Below are 17,941 nucleotides of genomic sequence, written 5' to 3' on the forward strand. Positions count from 1 at the left end.
CCGGTCGTGCTGCCCCGGACGCGGTTACGCCACGCGCGGGCGACCGATCCCCATGCGGGCCAGTTCCCGCTGCCGATCGACCAACTGATGCTTCAGCGCACCGGCGACGTGCAGGATCAGCAATGCCAGCATCACCCAGCCGCCGATCGCGTGGAAGGTCTCGATCCGCTCGTGCAGCGCGCGCTGCTCGGGCACGCCTTCCGGCGTCCGGCCGATCTCGTTGACCGGGGCGATCAGCGGCAGCTGGAACAGGCCCCAGACCATCACCGGGCCGCGCTTGCGAGGGGGTTGCCCGCCGCCCTTCCCCTCGCCCGCAGGACCGCCGCGGGACGTGGCATCCGGCTTGAGCGTGGGCGCGGGAGGCGCGCCGGGGCGATGCTCCGCCGCCCAGGCCGCGCCGGGCGAGCCCGCCGGCGGGTTGGCCGACACCAGCGCCCAGCCGGAGAAGGGCAGCAGCAGCATCGCCAGATAGAGCAGGAAGTGAACAAGGTGCGCGAGCCCGCGCTCCCAGCCCACCATGGGCAGGAAGGGAGGCGGCCGGTGCGTCAGCCGCCAGCCGATCCTCACCAGGGTAAGCACCAGGATGCTGATCCCGGAGGAGACATGGAACACGAAGAAGCCGCGCGGCAGCACCGGCCGCAACAGGCCGGAGGCAAGATTGTAGAGAATGAAGGCCGCGATCAGCCAGTGCAGCACGATCGCCACGTTGGTGTAGCGCAACCGCACCCGCGCTTCGTCCATTGTGCGCCCTCCGCTCCCGATCCGGCCGTGAAGGTCGCGCAGCGGGCGGCTGGCGTCAACCGAGGAAGAAATCGAACAGCAGCTTGCCGTTGAGCACGACCAGCAGCGCCGCGATGCCCCAGGCGACGACCTTGAGCCAGCCGGGCGCGGCCAGCCGGCCCATGCGCCTGGCGTCGCCTGTGAACGCCACCAAAGGGATCACCGCGAACGGCAGTTGCAGGCTCAGCACCACCTGGCTCAACACCAGCAGCTCGGTTGCGCCCCGGTCGCCCGCCGCGCCGACCACCAGTGCCGCAGGGACGATCGCCAGCATGCGCGTGACGAGCCGCCGCAGCCACACGGGCAACCGCAGGTCGAGGAACCCCTCCATCACGATCTGGCCGGCCAGCGTCCCCGTCACCGTCGAGTTCTGCCCCGATGCGAGCAGCGCCACCGCGAACAGCACGCTGGCCGCGCCGGCACCCAGCGTCGGCGAGAGCAGGCGATAGGCCTCGCCGATCTCCGCCACGTTCTGCCCGCGGCCATGGAAGGTGGCGGCGGCGAGGATCAGGATGGCGGCGTTGATGAACAGGGCGAGCGTCAGCGCCACGGAGCTGTCGATGGTGGCGTGGCGCACCGCCTCCGCCTTGCCTTCCTCGTCCTGCGCGAAGCGGCGGGTCTGGACGATGGAGGAATGGAGATACAGGTTGTGCGGCATCACCGTGGCGCCGAGAATGCCGATGGCGATGTACAGCATCGCCGGGTTCGTCACGATCTCCGGCGACGGCACCAGCCCGCCGGCGATCGCCAGCGGATCGGGCCGGGCCAGGAACAGTTCGTAGGCGAAGCAGCCGGCGATCACGACCAGCAGCGCGACGATGAACGCCTCCAGCTTGCGAAAGCCGAGCTGTTGCAGCGCAAGGATCAGGAACACGTCGAACCCGGTCAGGACGACGCCCCAGACCAAGGGCAGGCCGAACAGCAGTTGCAGCGCGATCGCCGTGCCCAATACCTCGGCGAGGTCGCAGGCGATGATCGCGATCTCGCACAGCGCCCACAGCCCGATCGTGACGGGCCGGCTGTAATTGGCGCGGCAGGCCTGGGCGAGATCGTGCCCGGTGACGATGCCGAGCCGCGCGGACAGCGATTGCAGCACCATCGCCATCAGGCTGGAAAACAGCACCACGGCAAGCAGGGTGTAGCCGAACGCCGATCCGCCGGCGAGATCGGTCGCCCAGTTGCCCGGGTCCATATAGCCGACCGCGACCAGATACCCCGGCCCGGCAAAGGCCCCGAGCTTGGCGAAGAACCGGCCCTTGCCGCTGGGCACCGGCACCGAGCGATAGCTGTCGGCAAGGCTCGGCCGGGGGCTGCCGTGAGGAGCGGTGCCCGTCAGCGGAGCGCCCTCGGCAAGGGTGGCGGGTGGCGGGGACATTCGGCTCCGGAACATGGCAGGCAAGGGCGGAACGTCAACCGCCGAACGCCGCCTTTGTTGCGCTCGCGAAGCGATTGCCGGCGCGGGCGCCGCCGCGAACCGGCGGGCGCCCGCGGGACAGGCTCAGACCTTGGCGGTGGCGGAGCCGCCCTCGGCATAGAGCTGGGCATAACGGCGGGTGATCGTGGGCAGCGCCTCGTCGATCCACTGCGCCATCGATTCCTCCTCGCGCAGCGACTGCTGCAGCGCCGCGGTGGCGTTCGCGAAGCCGCCGTCACCGGCCAGCGTCAGCAGCGACTTGTAGCTGGCGATCTCGAAATGCTCGAAGGCATAGTTGGCGAAGCTGTTCTTCAGGATCTCGTCGCCGGCGACGCTGTGCGTCAGGGCCGCCATGCCGCCGGACATGCTGAGCGCGGTGTCCTTCAGCGCGGAATTGCTGGTGCCGAGGCCTTCCAGCAGTTCGTCGAGGCGGGCGATCTGCCCGTTCGTCTCCTCGATATGCGCGCGCAGCCGCTCGGCGACTTCCGGATAGTTCTCGATCCGCGCAACCTGCGGCTTCATGATCGACAGCGCCTGGTTCTCCACGGCGTGCGCATTCTTCAGTCCGGTGATGAACAGTTCGCGCATCGCATCCGAACCGCTGCCGGCGTAACTCGAGGCCATCTGACTTTCTCCTTGGAAGGGGCAGGCAGATAACCGCGCGGGGGCGGGATGGTTGCCGAGCCTATACCGGCGCGCCGGACGTTCCCCGCCAGCCATAATGGTGCCAGGCGAAGATCGCCGCGGCGCCCCGATGCGGCCGCCAGCCTTCCGCAAGCTCGCGCACCAGCTTCTCGCTCGGCCGCGCCGGGTGGCCAAGCAGGTGGCCGATTTCGACCTGCACCGCGAGATCGCCCGCCGGCCAGATGTCCGGCCGCCCTTCGGCGAACAGCAGGTAGATTTCCGCCGACCAGCGGCCGATCCCCTTCACCCGCACCAGCGCGGCGATCGCCTCTTCATCGTCGCCCGGCAGGTGCTGGAGGGCGAGCCGCCCGCTCGTCACCTCCTCGGCAAGGCTGCGGGCATAGCCGGCCTTCTGCCGCGACAGCCCCGCCTCGCGCAGCTGCTCGTCGGTGGCGCGGGCGATCGCTTCCGGATCGTGCGGGCTGCCGACCACCTGTTCCAGCTTGCGCCACACCGCGGCGGCCGCGGCGACGCTGACCTGCTGCCCGACAATGGTGCGCAGCAAGGTGGCGTAGCCGGGTTCGCGGATGCGCGGCTCGGGAAAGCCGGCGCGTTCCAGCCCGGCGGCAAAGCCCGGCTCGATCGCGGCAAGCGCCTCCAGCGCGGCGCGCAGGTCAACCGCGCTCAGGCCCATGGTGCGGCTTGATCTGCGGGAAAGCCGGCGGCATGGGCGGGCGGAAACTCGGTGGAGACTGGCATGCCGCAACTTATCGTCACGACGCGCGAGGGGGAAGAACGCGCCATTGAGGGAGAGGCCGGCCTTTCGGTGATGGAAGTGATCCGCGACGCCGGGATCGACGAGATCCTGGCGCTATGTGGTGGCTGCTGCTCCTGCGCCACCTGCCACGTCCATGTCGATCCGGAATTTGCGGCCAAACTGCCGAAGATGAGCGAGGACGAGAACGACCTGCTCGACAGCTCGCTGACCCGCGACGACACCTCGCGCCTGTCCTGCCAGCTGCCGTTCGGACCGGAGCTGGACGGCCTGCGCGTGCGCATCGCCGAGGAGGACTAACCCGCGGCCCGCGCGCCGGCGATCATCCGGCGCGCAATGGTGCGCACCGCCTCGTCGTCCTTTGTGTCGTCGGTGGCGGGGTCGCCGAGATGCTCCAGGCTGGCGTCGAGTTGATCGAGCAGGCCGGGATGGCGCGCTTCGACATATTCGATGGTGCGGAACAGCAGGTGTTCGGTCGCCATCTCGCGGCGGCGGGTCTGGGTGGCGGTGTCGTCGGCCATGGCGGTTCTCCTCAATCGGCGCCATAACGCGCGAAACGCCGGTTGGCGGCACGGAGGGGCAGATGGACGATATTTCCCGGCGGTTGTTCGTGGCCGGCCTGGGCAGTGTCGCGGCGCTGCCCGCGCTTGCGCGCACGCCCCGCGGCATCGTCAACCCGCTGGTCCGGCAGCGCGCCGATGCGCAGGTCTTCCGCCATACGGACGGCTGGTATTACCTGACCGGCTCCGTGCCGGAATATGACCGGCTGGTGCTGCGCCGGTCGCGGACGCTCGCGGGGTTGTCCACGGCAACCGAGGCGGTGTTGTGGCGGCACACCGCGCAGGGGCCGCTGTCCGGCTATATCTGGGCGCCCGAGCTGCACCGCATCGACAGCCAGTGGGTGATGTACTTCGCCGCCGGGCCGAGCGGCGGCGGCGCGGACGTGTTCCGCATCCGCACCCATGCGCTGGCGACACGCGATCCCGATCCCATGCGCGCGCGCTGGACCGTGCTGGGGCAGCTGGAAACGCCGTGGGACAGCTTCACGCTCGATTCCACCAGCTTCGTGCACCGCGGCACGCGCTTTCTCGCCTGGGCGCAGAAGGAGCCGGGCATCCGCACCAACTCCAACCTCTATCTCGCGCCGCTCGCCACGCCGCTGACGCTCGCCGCGCCGCCCGTGCGCCTGTCGGTGCCGACGCTCGATTGGGAGGTCCGCGGCTACAAGGTGAACGAGGCGCCGGCGATCCTGCAGCGCAACGGCCGGGTGTTCCTCACCTATTCGGCCAGCGCCACCGACGCGCGCTATTGCATGGGCATGCTGACCGCGCGCGACGATGCCGACCTGATGAACGCGGCAAGCTGGACCAAGTCCCAGGTGCCGGTGATGACCACCTCGCCCGCGCATCGCATCTTCGGCCCCGGCCACAACAGCTTCACCGTGGACGAGCGCGGGCGCGACATGCTGGTATTCCATGCCCGCGATTACGAGAAGATCACGGGCGATCCGCTGCTCGATCCCAATCGCCACACCCGGGTGCAGCCGATCCGCTACGACGCGCAAGGCGTGCCGGTGTTCGACCCGCCGGTGGCAAACGGGCGCCTGAGCTGAACTGCTCGCGGTCGGCGCCGGGTGAGCGGGTGATCGCGAAGTCTAACGCGCCATCCGCAGCACCGCCATCGGCGCGGCGCGGGTGGTCGGCGTTGCCTTCCACGCGATCTGCCTGCGGCCGTTCGCCGCGGCCGTGGCGCCGCCCTCGTTGTTGTGGGCGACGATCTCGGCATCGGTCGACAGGGTGAAGGTTCCGTCCAGCAGCGCGGCGGCGTCGTCGGCGCCCGGCACTGTCGCCTTGCCCTCGTTGGCAAAGCCGGGCGCCTTTACCCGCACCGTGCCGTCACCCCGCGTCTCGATGGCGACGAACGGCAGAACCATCTCCGCATCGAGATTGTACGGCCACACGAAGCCCCGATCGAGCGTGCCGGCGATCCGGTAATCGATCGCGAACGTGTCGTCGCCGATATATTCGACCTTGCGATAGCCCGCTTCCCTGGCGAGCGCCGCGGCGATGGCGCGGTTCCTGGTGTCGGCCCTGGCTCGGTGGTCGTGCGCAGGTGCTGCCTCCTTCTGGAAGGCGATGCGCTGCACGGCGGCGTCCTCGTCGACGCCCGCGCCGGAGCCGTCGTCCTCGTCGCCGTCCTCCGCCGGCAGGCCCTCGCCCGGCTCCTCTCCCATCGCCTTGGCGACATCGATCGCGGCGACCTCGCCGACATAGGTGAAGACGAAGCTGCGGTCGGCATCGATGTCCAGGGTGGAGGTGAACTTGCCGGGTACCAGCAGGCACCCGGCCAGCGCCAGCGGCAGAAGCAGGCCGAGCAGGGCGGCCAGGCGCCTCACCCGCCCGGCCGCACCGTCACCGCATAAAGCGCGATCGCCGCCGCATTGGAGACGTTCAGGCTTTCCACGCGCGGCGAGATCGGCAGCCGGGCAAGCTCGTCGCAATGCTGCGCGGTGTTGTGCCGCATGCCCTCGCCCTCGGCGCCGAGCACCAGCGCGATACGGTTGGTGCCGATCGCCTCGCCGAAGGTCTGCGTCGCCTCGCCGGCCAGGCCGACGCGCCAGAAGCCGGCTTCCGCGATCTCCTCCAGCGCGCGCGCCAGGTTCACCACGCGCACCCACGGCACCAGTTCGAGGGCACCGGAGGCCGAGCGGGCGATGGTGCCAGACTCCGGCGGCGCGTTGCGATCGGGGGTGACGATGCCCAGCGCATCGAACGCCGCCGCCGAGCGCAGGATCGCGCCGACGTTATGCGGATCGGTGACCCCGTCGAGCACGACCAGCGGACGCCGGTCGTCCGCGCCCTGCTGCAACAGGTCGCCCAGCCACATGTCCTCGAGCGGATCGACCTCCGCGACCACGCCCTGGTGGGGCGCGTCGGAGGGCACCATGCGGCCGAGATCGGCGACCTCGGCGAACATGATCGTGATCGACGGCGGGATGTCGAGCTGAGAGGCCGCCTCGCGCGTCGCCCAGATCTTGCGCACCGTGCGCTCCGGATTGGCGAGCGCGGCGCTCACCGCATGGCGCCCCCAGAAGCGCGGCCGGCCGCCGACGCCCTGCGACGGGCGATGTCCACGGCGCGCCATCAATATCCTCCCCGGCACGAAGAGGGGGACCGCCGCCAAGCGGCGTTGGAGAGGCGGTTCGGCTGGACGTTGCGCTCGTGGCCATGCCCCTCCACCATGCTGCGCACGGTCTCGCTCCCCGTTGCGGGAAGGAAAAGATCAGTCTTCATCGTCGGCATATTTGAACGGATCCGTGACCACCGGCTCGGTCGGCAGCGGCTGCCTGGGCAGCGCCTTGTCGGCGTTGGCGGCGTTGAGGAGAAAGGAAGCCAGAATGATCGAGGCCTGGCGCATGTCGTCGGGGCGCAGGTGATCGAAGGTGTCGATCGAGGTGTGGTGCACCCGGCTGCCATAATCCAGCGGATCCTGGATGAACTGGAAGCCCGGCAGGCCGATCTGCTGCAGGAAGACGTGATCGGTGCCGCCGGTGCGGCCCATCACCACCGCGCCCGCGCCCATCGCCTTGAAGGGGCTGAGCCATTCGTTGAAGATCGGCACCACCGCGGCATTGTTCTCGGCATAGATGCCGCGCACCTTGCCCGAGCCGTTGTCGAGATTGAAATACGCCGCCAGATCGGCGTAGCCGGGCTTGGGCGTGATCGGCCAGCGGCTGGAAAAGCCGTAATAGCTGGCCATGCCGGTCGCCTGCGGGGCGTTCGCGGGCCCGCGGGTTGCCAGGTGCTGGCTCACATAGGCCATGGAGCCGAGCAGCCCCTGCTCCTCGCCCGCCCAGAGCGCAAAGCGGATGGTGCGCTTCGGCCGCACGCCGGAGGCGGAGAGGATGCGCGCGGCCTCCATGATCATCGCCGTGCCCGCGCCGTTGTCCGCCGCGCCATCGCCCGCCACCCAGCTGTCGAGATGCGCGCCGGCCATCACGTAACCGGCCTTGGGGTCGCTGCCGGGGATTTCGGCGAGAATGTTGTAGGCCTGGCGGTCGCTGTCGTCGAAGCGCACGTCGCTGGCGATCTCCAGCGTGGGCGCCGCGCCGATCTTGGCGAGCCGTGCGAGGCGACGGTAATCCTCCGCCGCGATCTCCACCGCCGGCAGGCTCGGCGTCTCGTTGGCGCCGAACAGATAGCCCTCGCCGTGGATCAGCTTGCCGTCGTTGCGGCTCATCTGCGCCCAGGCAACCGCGCCCTCCGCCTTCAGGAAGGCGTCCATCTTCCTGGCATAATCCAGCCGCTTCAGCCGGCGGTCGGCCGCCGCGGGATCATAGGGGGCCTCGCGATAGACGTCCTGCTTGGCGATGTCCTCGGCGGTGTAGCGCTTGAACGGGCTGTTCGCCGGCTCGTCCGACAGCGCATCCGGAAGCGTGACGAGCACGATCTTGCCGGACAGCTGGCCGCGATACTTGGCGAAGTCCGCTTCCTTCTTCATCGGCGCGACCACGATGGGCGCGGTGATCGTGCCGTTGGTGGCGGGCGTCCAGGCAATCGGGATCGCGGTCAGCTGGATCGGGCGGGGCGAAACCATGCGCACGCTGGACCGCTCGATCGACCAGCCCCGGCCGAAGTTGAAGCCTTCCTTGTGGACGTTCCGGAGGCCCCATTTGGTGAACTGCGCTTGCGTCCACGCTTCCGCGCGGCGCATGCCGGGCGAGTTGGTGAGCCGCGAGCCGATCTGATCGGACAGGTAGGCGGCCGTCAGCACCACCTGGCTGCGGTTGGTGCCCTCGTCGATCAGGCGGTTGACCTGGTTGCGATCCACCGACTGCCCGATGCCCTGGGCGGCAGGGGCGCACAGCGCAAGCACGGCGGCAGCGGCCAGAAGATGACGGCGCATCAATGTTCCCCCATTCGCTTCGATTGTTGCCGAACGCTAGCCCCCTCTCCGGCCCGCGCGCAAGCCCGTCTATTTTCGTCAGCGATGCGTTGACACGGCTTCGTCACACGGGCATTGGGCCGCTTCGCTTTTGGCGGCCCATCTGGACAGGTGGCCGAGTGGTTAAAGGCAGCAGACTGTAAATCTGCCCGGGTTTCCCGTACGCTGGTTCGAATCCAGCCCTGTCCACCAGGGGTTTCCCCTCGCTATCGCCCAGCCCTGTCCACCAGGGGTTTCCCCTCGCTATCGCGCGGCCGACACCGCAGAGGACTGCCGCCCGGGAGCGCGGCGGTGCGATGTCAGAAGATCAGCAGCGCCAGCACGACCCAGAAGATCGTGCTTCCGATCATCACCCATTTCAGCATCGGCAATTCTGCAAGGCGGCGCGCCATGTCGGTCTCCGGCGCGGAGCATATTGCGTGGAGGATGGACCGCCATCGCCCTTCGGCACACGATACGGACGAGTTAGGTGGCCCGTCACCCGATCGAGGAGCACGCCGCGCCGTGCTGTCGCGATCCGATGCCCGGTTGCATCGATGCGGACGGGCGGAGGCCCGGCGCGGCAGCGTCTGCCTGCCGGAAGTGCAGGCGCTCGTTCGTGGGATGGAGAGGCTGCACGACGCTGTCCGGCGCAGGAGGCGCGGATCGGAAACGCCGGGAAAGGGGTGGAGCGGGTAACGGGAATCGAACCCGTGTATTCAGCTTGGAAGGCTGCTGTACTACCATTGTACTATACCCGCACGCCCGTCGCCGCGGCCTGCGTGCGATGCCAGTGCCACGGGCACGGCGTGATCGTCAATGGCGGGGAGCATCTCGCCAGCGCGAGACGCTCCCCAGGCCCGATCAGACGGCGAGCTTCTCGGTCAGTTCCGGCACGACCTTGAACAGGTCGCCGACCAAGCCGAGGTCCGCCACCTGAAAGATGGGCGCGTCCTCGTCCTTGTTGATGGCGATGATGGTCTTGCTGTCCTTCATGCCCGCCAGATGCTGGATCGCGCCGGAGATGCCGACCGCGACATAGACTTCCGGTGCCACGATCTTGCCGGTCTGTCCGACCTGATAGTCGTTGGGCGCATAGCCTGCGTCCACCGCCGCGCGGCTGGCGCCGACACCCGCGCCGAGCGCATCGGCGAGCGGATCGATAAGCTGGTGGAACTGCTCCTCCGAACCCAGCGCACGACCGCCCGAGACGATGATCTTCGCCGAGGTGAGCTCCGGACGCGCATTCTGCGCGATCTCGCTGCCCTCGAAGCTGGACAGGCCCTGGTCGCCCTTGGCCGACACCTGCTCGATCGCCGCCGAGCCGCCCTCGGCCGCCGCCTTCTCGAATGCGGTGCCGCGGATCGTCAGCACCTTCTTGCCGTCCTTCGACTGCACGGTGGCGATCGCATTGCCGGCATAGATCGGCCGCGTGAACGTGTCGGCGCTTTCCACCGACAGCACTTCGCTGATCTGCATGACGTCGAGCAGCGCAGCGACGCGCGGCGCGATGTTCTTGCCGGTGGTGGTCGCCGGCGCGACGAACGCGTCGCGGCTGCCCATCAGCTCGACCACGAGCGGCGCGACGTTCTCGGCCAGCGCATGGCCGAGCGACGCATCGTCGGCGACCAGCACCTTCGTGACGCCGGCGATCTTCGCGGCTTCCTGCGCCACGCCGTCGACGCCCTGGCCCGCCACCAGCGCTTCCACTTCGCCCAGCCTGGCGGCGGCGGTCACCGCGGCCAGCGTGGCATCCTTGACGGCCTTGCCGTCATGCTCGACCCAAACGAGGACGCTCACTTCGCCACTCCCATCGCCTTGAGCTTCATCACCAGCTCATCCACATCCGCCACCTTCACGCCGGCCTGGCGCTTGCCCGGCTCCGTCACCTTCAGGGTGGTGAGGCGCGGGCTCACGTCCACGCCGTATTCCGCCGCGGTCTTGGTCGCGAGCGGCTTGGACTTCGCCTTCATGATGTTCGGCAGCGACGCATAACGCGGCTCGTTCAGGCGCAGGTCGGTGGTGACCACCGCCGGCAGCTTCAGCTTCTCGGTCTCGAGCCCGCCATCGACCTCGCGGGTCACCGTCACGCTGTCGGCCGTCAGCTCGACCTTCGAGGCGAAGGTCGCCTGGCCGACGCCGAGCAGCCCGGCGAGCATCTGCCCGGTCTGGTTGTTGTCGTCGTCGATCGCCTGCTTGCCGAGGATGACGAGGTCGGGCTTCTCCTCGTCGACCACCGCCTTCAAGAGCTTGGCGACGCCCAGCGGCTCGACCTTCTCTTCCGAGGTGATGAGGATCGCGCGGTCGGCACCCATCGCCAGCGCCGTGCGCAAGGTTTCCTGCGCCTTGAGCTCGCCGATGGAGACGACCACGATCTCGGTCACGCCCTTGTCCTTGAGGCGGATCGCCTCTTCCACGGCAATCTCGTCGAACGGGTTCATGCTCATCTTGACGTTGGCAAGATCCACGCCCGTTCCGTCCGCCTTCACGCGGGGCTTCACATTATAGTCAAGCACGCGCTTGACCGGCACCAGCACCTTCATCGGAGCTCCTCTTCTATCCTTTGAGCGCCTATCTCGGCGCTCCAGATGGCTGTTTCAGGTCGTTTTCGCAAGTCCGGTATGGCGCAGCGCGGTTACATGGCCTTGCCGTAGCGGCAGATCGCCGGACCAACGAAAAAGGGGCCGGACGTTTCCGCCCGACCCCCCGTCTTTTCAGAATTGCCGGAGGCTCACGCCGCCTTCTTCACCTCGGCGACGATCTTCTGGGCGGCGTCGCCCAGGTCGTTGGCCGGCACGATGGCCAGACCGGAGTTGGCCAGGATTTCCTTGCCCTGCTCCACATTGGTGCCTTCCAGGCGGACGACCAGCGGCACCGACAGGTTCACTTCCTTGGCCGCGGCGACGATGCCTTCGGCGATGATGTCGCAGCGCATGATGCCGCCGAAGATGTTGACCAGGATGCCCTTCACGTTCGGATCCTTGAGGATGATCTTGAACGCCGCCGTCACCTTCTCCTTGTTGGCGCCGCCGCCCACGTCGAGGAAGTTGGCCGGGAACATGCCATTGAGCTTGATGATGTCCATGGTCGCCATGGCGAGGCCGGCGCCGTTCACCATGCAGCCGATGTCGCCGTCCAGCTTGATGTACGCGAGGTCGTACTTGGAAGCTTCCAGCTCGGCCGGATCCTCCTCGGTCTCGTCGCGCAGTTCCATCAGGTCCGGGTGGCGGAACAGGGCGTTGCCGTCGAAGCCGACCTTGGCGTCGAGCACCAGCAGGTTGCCCTGCTCGGTCAGGGCGAGCGGGTTCACCTCGATCTGCGCAGCGTCGGTGGCGAGGAAGGCGGCATACAGCGCGCCGGCGACCTTGGCCGCCTGCTTCGCCTGATCGCCGCTCAGGCCCAGCGCGCCGCCGACGGCGCGGCCGTGATGCGGCATGAAGCCGGTGGCGGGATCGACGTCGAACGTGTGGATCTTCTCGGGCGTGGAGTGGGCCACTTCCTCGATGTCCATGCCGCCCTCGGTGGAAACGACGAACGCCACGCGGCCGGTCGCGCGATCGACCAGCAGCGCCAGGTAGAACTCCTTGGCGATGTCGGCGCCATCGGTGATGTACAGGCGATTCACCTGCTTGCCGGCCTCGCCCGTCTGGATCGTCACCAGCGTGTTGCCGAGCATGTCGGCGGCGTGCGCGCGCACCTCGTCCAGGTTGAAGGCGAGGCGGACGCCGCCCTTGGCTTCCGGCGACAGCTCCTTGAACTTGCCCTTGCCGCGGCCGCCGGCATGGATCTGGCTCTTCACCACATAAAGCGGTCCGGGCAGCTTGCCTGCTGCTTCCACCGCCTCGTCCACCGTGAAGGCGGCAAAGCCCTGCGCGATCGGCGCACCGTACTTGGCCAGCAGTTCCTTGGCCTGGTATTCGTGGATGTTCATGGGCCGCCTCGCTTCTATATGCTGTGGGGACGTGTTGCAGCGCCTTTCGCACAGGCGCGCACGCGAATCCAGCCCTGTCGCGACACATCGGCAGGCTTGTTGCAAGTGTTTCGCAGTATCGACTGGCTGCCGGCATCCTCCTGCGCCCTTCTACCGGGCGAGCATGGCGGCCTGTGGCGCGATCCGTTCCGGCTTCCATGGGCGATCGTGCACCGACGCCAGCTGCGCCGCCACCTGGCGCGCCCGAAAGACCTCAAGGCCGAACTGATCGCCGCGAGCGGGCCTGCATCCGGGCGCCCCAGCGACACGCATGGGGTTTGCGCTTTCGTAAGGTATTGCCGTCATGGTCGTCCCCATGTTGGGCATGCATCGAAGCATTCCGACCGGCACCGCCGGAGACGCGCGCAGCGCCTTGCGCAAACCCGTGCGGCTGCGCGCACAATTGCGCGAGTCGGGGGCCGGCCGCTTCGCCATCGAGGTGCTGGATCTGTCGCCCACCGGCTTTCGCGCGGAAGCGAGCTTTGTTCTCAATCCGGGCGATCGCGTGTGGATCAGCCTGCCGGGCCTGGCCGGGCTGGAGGCGACGGTTGCCTGGCGCCGCGGCACGATGATCGGCGCCGCCTTCTTCGCGCCGCTCCACCCGGCCGTGTTCGACCACATCACGGCGCTGGGCAACGTCAGCTAGCGCCGCTCAGGCGCAGCCCTCGACATAGCCGAGCATGGGCACGGTTGGCGTTGCCCCGCTTTCGAGCGTGCTGGTGTGTGGTTGCGAGCGCCGTCCGTCTCCGTTCCGGGAGAGCAGGCAGCCAGCAGGATTGCACCGGCGAGCGGGGCAGTTTGCCGAGCCGGAAAGCGGTTCATGTCCGCGACAACGCGCGCCGCCGCGGCCTGCCCCCGCTCAGTCGAACAGCGAGGAAACGGAGCTTTCGTCAGCGATGCGCGTGATCGCCTCGCCCAGCAGCGGCGCGATCGTCAGATAGCGGATGCGCGGCGTGGCGGGCATGTCATGGCTGATCGAGTCGGTAATGACGAGTTCCTCCAGCACCGAGTTCTGCACCCGCGCCACCGCCGCACCGGACAGCACACCATGCGTGACATAGGCGACCACGCCGGACGCACCCGCCTCCTTCAGCGCGGCGGCGGCGTTGCACAGGGTGCCGGCGGAATCGACGATGTCGTCGATCAGGATGCAGAACCGGCCTTCCACCTCGCCGATGATGTTCATCACCTCCGACTCGCCCGCCCGCTCGCGCCGCTTGTCGACGATCGCCAGCGGCGCGTTGTCGAGCCGCTTGGCCAGGGCGCGGGCGCGCACCACGCCGCCGACGTCCGGCGAGACGACCATCAGATTGCGGTCGCCGAAGCGGGTGAGGATGTCCGCGCTCATCACCGGCGCGGCGAACAGGTTATCGGTGGGGATGTCGAAGAAACCCTGGATCTGCCCGGCATGCAGGTCCACCGACAGCACGCGGTTGGCGCCGGCCACCGTGATGAGGTTGGCGACCAGCTTGGCCGAGATCGGCGTGCGCGGACCGGGCTTGCGGTCCTGCCGGGCATAACCGAAATACGGCACCACCGCGGTGATCCGCTTGGCCGAGGCGCGCTTCAGCGCATCGATGCAGATCAGCAATTCCATTAGATTGTCGTTGGCGGGATAGCCGGTGGACTGGATCACGAACACGTCCTCGCCGCGCACGTTCTCCAGGATCTCGACAAAGATCTCCTCGTCGGCAAAGCGCCGCACCAGCGCCTCGGTGAGCGGCACTTCCAGATAGTCGGCGATCGCGCGCGCGAGCGGCATGTTCGAGTTGCCGGCCATCAGTTTCATGTCGCTTGCCCTTCCCCGGTGATGCGGGCGCCTTACTGTCCAAACCGCGATTGCGAAAGAAGTATGACGCCCCGTGTGCCCGACGACGCCCTTTCAAAGCAGGTCGGCACCGCCTAACCGCCCCCGCATGACCATTGTCACCCGTTTCGCGCCCTCGCCCACCGGCACGCTGCATGTCGGCAACATCCGCACGGCCTTGCACAACTGGTTGTGGGCGAAAAAGACCGGCGGGCGCTTTCTCCTGCGCATCGACGACACCGATGCGGCGCGCAGCGAGGAGCGGTTCGCCGACGCGATCCGCGCCGATCTTGCCTGGCTGGGCCTCCACCCCGATGGCGAGGAGCGGCAGTCGGCGCGGTTCGGGCGCTACGAGGAAGTGTTCCGCGACCTCGTCGGCTCGGGGCGTCTCTACCCGGCCTATGAGACGCCGGAGGAGCTGGAGCTGCGCCGCAAGGTGCTGCTCGGCCGCGGTCTGCCGCCGGTGTACGAGCGCAGCGCGTTGCACCTTTCCGAGGCGGACCGCGCCGCGCTGGAGGCGGAGGGCCGGCGCCCGCACTGGCGCTTTCGGCTCGATCACGCCCCGATCGAATGGAACGACCTGATCCGCGGACCGCAGCGGTTCGATGCGGCCACCATGAGCGACCCGGTGGTGCGCCGCGCGGACGGATCGTGGCTATACCTGCTGCCTTCCGTCATCGACGACGTGGACATGGGCATCACCCATGTCGTGCGCGGCGAGGACCATGTCTCGAACACCGCGCTCCAATTGCAGATGTTCGAGGCGATGGGGGCCGCCGCGCCCGCCTTCGCGCACGAGGCGCTGCTGACGGGCGCCGAGGGCAAGCTTTCCAAGCGCCTGGGCGCGACCGGCGTGGCCGAGTTCCGCGAGGCGGGGATCGAGCCCGAGGCACTGGTCGCCCTGCTGGCGCGGCTCGGCACCAGCGATCCCGTGGAGCCGATCGTCGACGCGACCGTGCTTGCCGAAACGTTCGACTTCGCCCGGTTCGGGCGGGCACCGGCGCGCTTCGACGAGAAGGAACTGGCGCAGTTGAACGCGCGCATCATCCACCACTTGCCGTTCGATCGCGTCGCCGCCGCCCTCCCTCAAGGCATGAGCGCTGCCGAATGGGAGGCGATCCGCCCCAATCTCTCCCGCCTCGCCGAAGCAGGCGATTGGTGGCGCGTGCTGCACGAGGAGGTCACCGCGCCCATCGATGCGGGCGATGGCGAGTATCTGGCGTCGGCCGCCCGCCTCGCCGCTGCCCTCGACTGGTCCGGCGATCCCTGGGCGCAGCTCACCGCCGCGCTGAAGGCGGAGACCGGCCGTTCGGGGAAGGCATTGTTCCTGCCCTTGCGCCGCGCACTGACCGGGCTCGACCACGGGCCGGACATGCACGCCCTCCTGCCGCTGCTCGGCCGCGAGCGCACGCTGGCCCGCCTTTCGCGCACTTGAGAGGCTGGCGGAAGCCCCGGAAAGAAGGGCTGGCGCCAAATCTGTAATGATGTAACATCCTCTCCAACGCCGGCGCAGACCGGCGCGCCCGAAGGAGACCAACGAAGGAGAGGATCATGTACGCAGATCGAGCACATCCCGGTTATGCACGGCCGGGCATCAAGCCTGCCAACCTGCTGGTGGCGATCGGCATCAACGCCGCCATCTTCGCCGCCCTCGCTTTCTCCGCGCCGACGCTCGTCCCGCGCACCGACAAGCCGTTTGACGTGCGCAACATCCCGCTCGATCCCGTGCCACCGCCCAAGCCCGAACCCGTGCGCGAGATGAAGCGCGTCACGCCGGCCGACCCGCGGCCGGAGCCGGATCTCTTCGTGACCAGGCCAGTCGTGGAAACGCCGAGCGACTCGATCCTGACCGTCACCTCCATCCCGCAGCCACCCCCGCCCATCGGCGAGCCCGGCACCGGCACAGACATCGCGCCACGCGCCGAGCCGAGCCCCCCGCCCCCGCTGCCGGTGATGGTCGGCGCGGAGATCGACCCGCGCTACGCCGCGGCGTTCCAGCCGATCTATCCCGGCGAGGAGCGACGCGCCGGACGCGAGGGCCGCGTCACCGTGCGCGTGCTGATCGGCACGGACGGGAGGGTGAAGCAGGTGGAGCGGGTTTCCGCCGCCACCGACGCCTTCTTCGAGGCAACCCGCGAGCGCGCCCTTGCCAGGTGGCGCTTCCGTCCGGCCACTCGCGACGGTGTCGCCGTGGAAGCATGGCGCACCATGTCCGTGCGCTTCGAATTGAACGACTAAAACGGCGTCGCCCCCGGGCGGGCGCGCGCACCGGGGGCGAGGAGCGCCAAGCCACTGGCGTCCCCCCGCCCCCGCCCTTATCTTGCCGCCCATGCACTTCTTTCGCCGTTTCGCGCCGTGGCAGGCGCTTCAGGACCTGCGACGCTTTCTGGCGCAGCGAAAGCCGTATGAGCTGGGCTTCTTCTTCCTGTCCGTGCTGATCACCGGGGCGATCATCATGGGCTTCGCGATCGACAGCTATGCGCCGCCCACGTACAAGCGCGACATCATCTATTTCCAGAACTGGCGCGCCGATCGCACCGATGCGCAGATCATTGCGCAGCAGAAGCTCGACGCACCGAAGGAAGCGGCGGCGAAAAAGGCGCAGGAGCAGCGCGAGGCCGCCGTCCGCGCGCAGTTCAAGCAGATCGACGACAAGCTGACGAAGTGGGGGCTCTGAGCACCGCCGACGACCGCTGGATGGCGGCGGCGCTCGCGCTGGGGGAGCGGGGGCGCGGGCGAACGGCGCCCAATCCGAACGTCGGCTGCGTGCTGGTGCGCGACGGCCGGGTGGTCGGACGCGGCTGGACGCAGCCGGGCGGCCGTCCCCATGCCGAGGCGGTGGCGCTGGCCGAAGCCGGCGAGGCAGCGCGCGGCGCCACCGCCTATGTCACGCTGGAGCCGTGCGCGCATGTCTCGCCGCGCGGGCCCGCCTGCTCGGACCTGCTGGTCGCGGCCGGCGTCGCCCGCGTCGTCTGCGCGTTGCGCGACCCCGATCCGCGTACCGCCGGCGGAGGTTTCGCGCGGTTGCAGGCGGCGGGCATCTCCGTGGCCCCCGGATGCGGCGAGAAGCAGGCGCGACAGGCGATGGCCGGCTTCCTGATGCGGCAGCGGCTCGGCAGGCCGCACGTCACGCTCAAGCTCGCTCTGTCGCTGGATGGCGCGATGGCCTTGGCGGACGGACGCTCGCGCTGGATCACCGGCCCCGAAGCGCGGGCGCATACGCATCTGGAGCGCAGCCGGCATGAAGCGATCCTGGTCGGCCGCGGCACGCTGGAGGCCGATGCGCCGGCGCTGGACGTGCGCCTCGCCGGCCTCGAGCCCCGCTCGCCCCGCCGCGTGCTGCTCTCCGCCGGCCCGGACGTGCCCGGCTGGGAGCGGATCGCCGCGCCCGGCGACATCGCCGAGCTGCACAATGTCGACCACCTGATGGTCGAGGGCGGGCCGGCCACCGCCGCCGCCTTCCTCCACGCCGACCTGGTCGACCGGCTGCTCCTGTATCGCGCGCCGATCCTGGTGGGCGGCGGGCGGACCCTGCCGGCGATCGGCCTGGACGACCTGAGCGAGGCGCATGGCCGATGGCGGCTGGCGGACGAGCGGCGGCTTGGCAACGACCACCTCCATCTCTACCTGCGCGAGCGGAAGGAGTAG

General features: G+C 68.9%; 18 protein-coding genes, 2 tRNA genes and 1 pseudogene. 8 read left to right on the top strand and 13 right to left on the bottom strand.

Annotated elements, in window-relative coordinates; translation table 11 throughout:
* Positions 1-24: 24 nt before the first annotated feature.
* From DVW87_RS11605 to DVW87_RS11620, 4 genes are all read right to left on the bottom strand, one after another.
* Positions 25-741, bottom strand: a complete 717-nt coding sequence (locus tag DVW87_RS11605) for a cytochrome b (protein WP_114687902.1) — start codon at positions 739-741, stop codon at positions 25-27.
* A gap of 55 nt (positions 742-796) precedes the next feature.
* Positions 797-2,155 (bottom strand): Nramp family divalent metal transporter, encoded by a 1,359-nt coding sequence (locus DVW87_RS11610; RefSeq protein WP_114687903.1) that lies wholly within the window; start codon positions 2,153-2,155, stop codon positions 797-799.
* A gap of 123 nt (positions 2,156-2,278) precedes the next feature.
* Positions 2,279-2,818, bottom strand: a complete 540-nt coding sequence (locus DVW87_RS11615) for a ferritin-like domain-containing protein (RefSeq protein WP_239017865.1) — start codon at positions 2,816-2,818, stop codon at positions 2,279-2,281.
* A gap of 61 nt (positions 2,819-2,879) precedes the next feature.
* On the bottom strand, positions 2,880-3,512 hold the full coding sequence (locus DVW87_RS11620) for a DNA-3-methyladenine glycosylase family protein (RefSeq protein ID WP_114687904.1): 633 nt from the start codon (positions 3,510-3,512) through the stop codon (positions 2,880-2,882).
* 63 nt (positions 3,513-3,575) lie between these two features.
* Between DVW87_RS11620 and DVW87_RS11625 the strand changes: the two genes are divergently transcribed.
* The gene (locus DVW87_RS11625) at positions 3,576-3,893 is read left to right on the top strand and encodes a 2Fe-2S iron-sulfur cluster-binding protein (RefSeq protein WP_114687905.1); all 318 of its coding nucleotides are present in this window, start codon (positions 3,576-3,578) and stop codon (positions 3,891-3,893) included.
* On the opposite strand, the gene DVW87_RS11630 is transcribed toward DVW87_RS11625, so the two are convergent.
* Positions 3,890-4,114, bottom strand: coding sequence for a hypothetical protein (locus DVW87_RS11630; protein WP_114687906.1), 225 nt, complete (start codon positions 4,112-4,114; stop codon positions 3,890-3,892). The two genes, DVW87_RS11625 and DVW87_RS11630, sit on opposite strands and share 4 nt — an antisense overlap.
* 62 nt (positions 4,115-4,176) lie before the next feature.
* On the opposite strand from DVW87_RS11630, the pseudogene DVW87_RS11635 reads away from it, so the two are divergent.
* A pseudogene (locus DVW87_RS11635) lies at positions 4,177-5,199 on the top strand (glycoside hydrolase family 43 protein); the annotation flags it as partial.
* Between the two features lie 48 nt (positions 5,200-5,247).
* On the opposite strand, the gene DVW87_RS11640 reads toward DVW87_RS11635, so the two are convergent.
* From DVW87_RS11640 to DVW87_RS11650, 3 genes are all read right to left on the bottom strand, one after another.
* Positions 5,248-5,988 carry a hypothetical protein gene (locus DVW87_RS11640; protein ID WP_114687908.1) on the bottom strand — a complete coding sequence of 247 codons (741 nt, stop codon included), beginning with the start codon at positions 5,986-5,988 and terminating at the stop codon, positions 5,248-5,250.
* Positions 5,985-6,737, bottom strand: a complete 753-nt coding sequence (gene rlmB, locus DVW87_RS11645; protein WP_114687909.1) for a 23S rRNA (guanosine(2251)-2'-O)-methyltransferase RlmB — start codon at positions 6,735-6,737, stop codon at positions 5,985-5,987. Before rlmB ends, DVW87_RS11640 begins: the two co-directional genes overlap by 4 nt.
* Before the next feature lie 138 nt (positions 6,738-6,875).
* Positions 6,876-8,498, bottom strand: a complete 1,623-nt coding sequence (locus DVW87_RS11650; RefSeq protein ID WP_114687910.1) for a M20/M25/M40 family metallo-hydrolase — start codon at positions 8,496-8,498, stop codon at positions 6,876-6,878.
* A gap of 144 nt (positions 8,499-8,642) precedes the next feature.
* On the opposite strand from DVW87_RS11650, the gene DVW87_RS11655 reads away from it, so the two are divergent.
* A tRNA-Tyr gene (locus DVW87_RS11655) sits at positions 8,643-8,729 on the top strand.
* Positions 8,730-9,203: 474 nt separating this feature from the next.
* Here the strand turns inward: DVW87_RS11655 and DVW87_RS11660 are convergent.
* From DVW87_RS11660 to sucC, 4 genes are all read right to left on the bottom strand, one after another.
* A tRNA-Gly gene (locus DVW87_RS11660) sits at positions 9,204-9,277 on the bottom strand.
* A gap of 103 nt (positions 9,278-9,380) precedes the next feature.
* Complete coding sequence (locus DVW87_RS11665) at positions 9,381-10,316, bottom strand: electron transfer flavoprotein subunit alpha/FixB family protein (RefSeq protein WP_114687911.1); 936 nt, start codon at positions 10,314-10,316, stop codon at positions 9,381-9,383.
* Entirely contained in the window at positions 10,313-11,059 is a 747-nt protein-coding gene (locus DVW87_RS11670) for an electron transfer flavoprotein subunit beta/FixA family protein (protein ID WP_114687912.1), read from the bottom strand. Before DVW87_RS11670 ends, DVW87_RS11665 begins: the two co-directional genes overlap by 4 nt.
* 188 nt (positions 11,060-11,247) lie before the next feature.
* Positions 11,248-12,447, bottom strand: a complete 1,200-nt coding sequence (gene sucC / locus DVW87_RS11675) for an ADP-forming succinate--CoA ligase subunit beta (protein WP_114687913.1) — start codon at positions 12,445-12,447, stop codon at positions 11,248-11,250.
* Positions 12,448-12,811: 364 nt separating this feature from the next.
* On the opposite strand from sucC, the gene DVW87_RS11680 reads away from it, so the two are divergent.
* Positions 12,812-13,132 carry a PilZ domain-containing protein gene (locus DVW87_RS11680; protein ID WP_239017866.1) on the top strand — a complete coding sequence of 107 codons (321 nt, stop codon included), beginning with the start codon at positions 12,812-12,814 and terminating at the stop codon, positions 13,130-13,132.
* Positions 13,133-13,345: 213 nt separating this feature from the next.
* On the opposite strand, the gene DVW87_RS11685 is transcribed toward DVW87_RS11680, so the two are convergent.
* On the bottom strand, positions 13,346-14,275 hold the full coding sequence (locus DVW87_RS11685) for a ribose-phosphate pyrophosphokinase (protein ID WP_114687915.1): 930 nt from the start codon (positions 14,273-14,275) through the stop codon (positions 13,346-13,348).
* A gap of 127 nt (positions 14,276-14,402) precedes the next feature.
* Here DVW87_RS11685 and gltX point away from each other — a divergent pair, with 127 nt between their 5' ends.
* The 4 genes from gltX (at position 14,403) to ribD (ending at position 17,941) form a co-directional block, all read left to right on the top strand.
* Positions 14,403-15,728, top strand: a complete 1,326-nt coding sequence (gene gltX / locus DVW87_RS11690) for a glutamate--tRNA ligase (protein ID WP_114687916.1) — start codon at positions 14,403-14,405, stop codon at positions 15,726-15,728.
* Positions 15,729-15,844: 116 nt separating this feature from the next.
* Positions 15,845-16,531: an energy transducer TonB gene (locus DVW87_RS11695; RefSeq protein WP_114687917.1), complete on the top strand. Its 687-nt coding sequence runs from the start codon at positions 15,845-15,847 to the stop codon at positions 16,529-16,531.
* Positions 16,532-16,622: 91 nt separating this feature from the next.
* On the top strand, positions 16,623-16,970 hold the full coding sequence (locus DVW87_RS11700; protein ID WP_114687918.1) for a hypothetical protein: 348 nt from the start codon (positions 16,623-16,625) through the stop codon (positions 16,968-16,970).
* Positions 16,958-17,941, top strand: a complete 984-nt coding sequence (ribD, locus tag DVW87_RS11705) for a bifunctional diaminohydroxyphosphoribosylaminopyrimidine deaminase/5-amino-6-(5-phosphoribosylamino)uracil reductase RibD (protein ID WP_338056378.1) — start codon at positions 16,958-16,960, stop codon at positions 17,939-17,941. Before DVW87_RS11700 ends, ribD begins: the two co-directional genes overlap by 13 nt.

It is taken from the genome of Sphingomonas aracearum (assembly GCF_003345355.1).
Lineage (GTDB): Bacteria > Pseudomonadota > Alphaproteobacteria > Sphingomonadales > Sphingomonadaceae > Sphingomonas > Sphingomonas aracearum.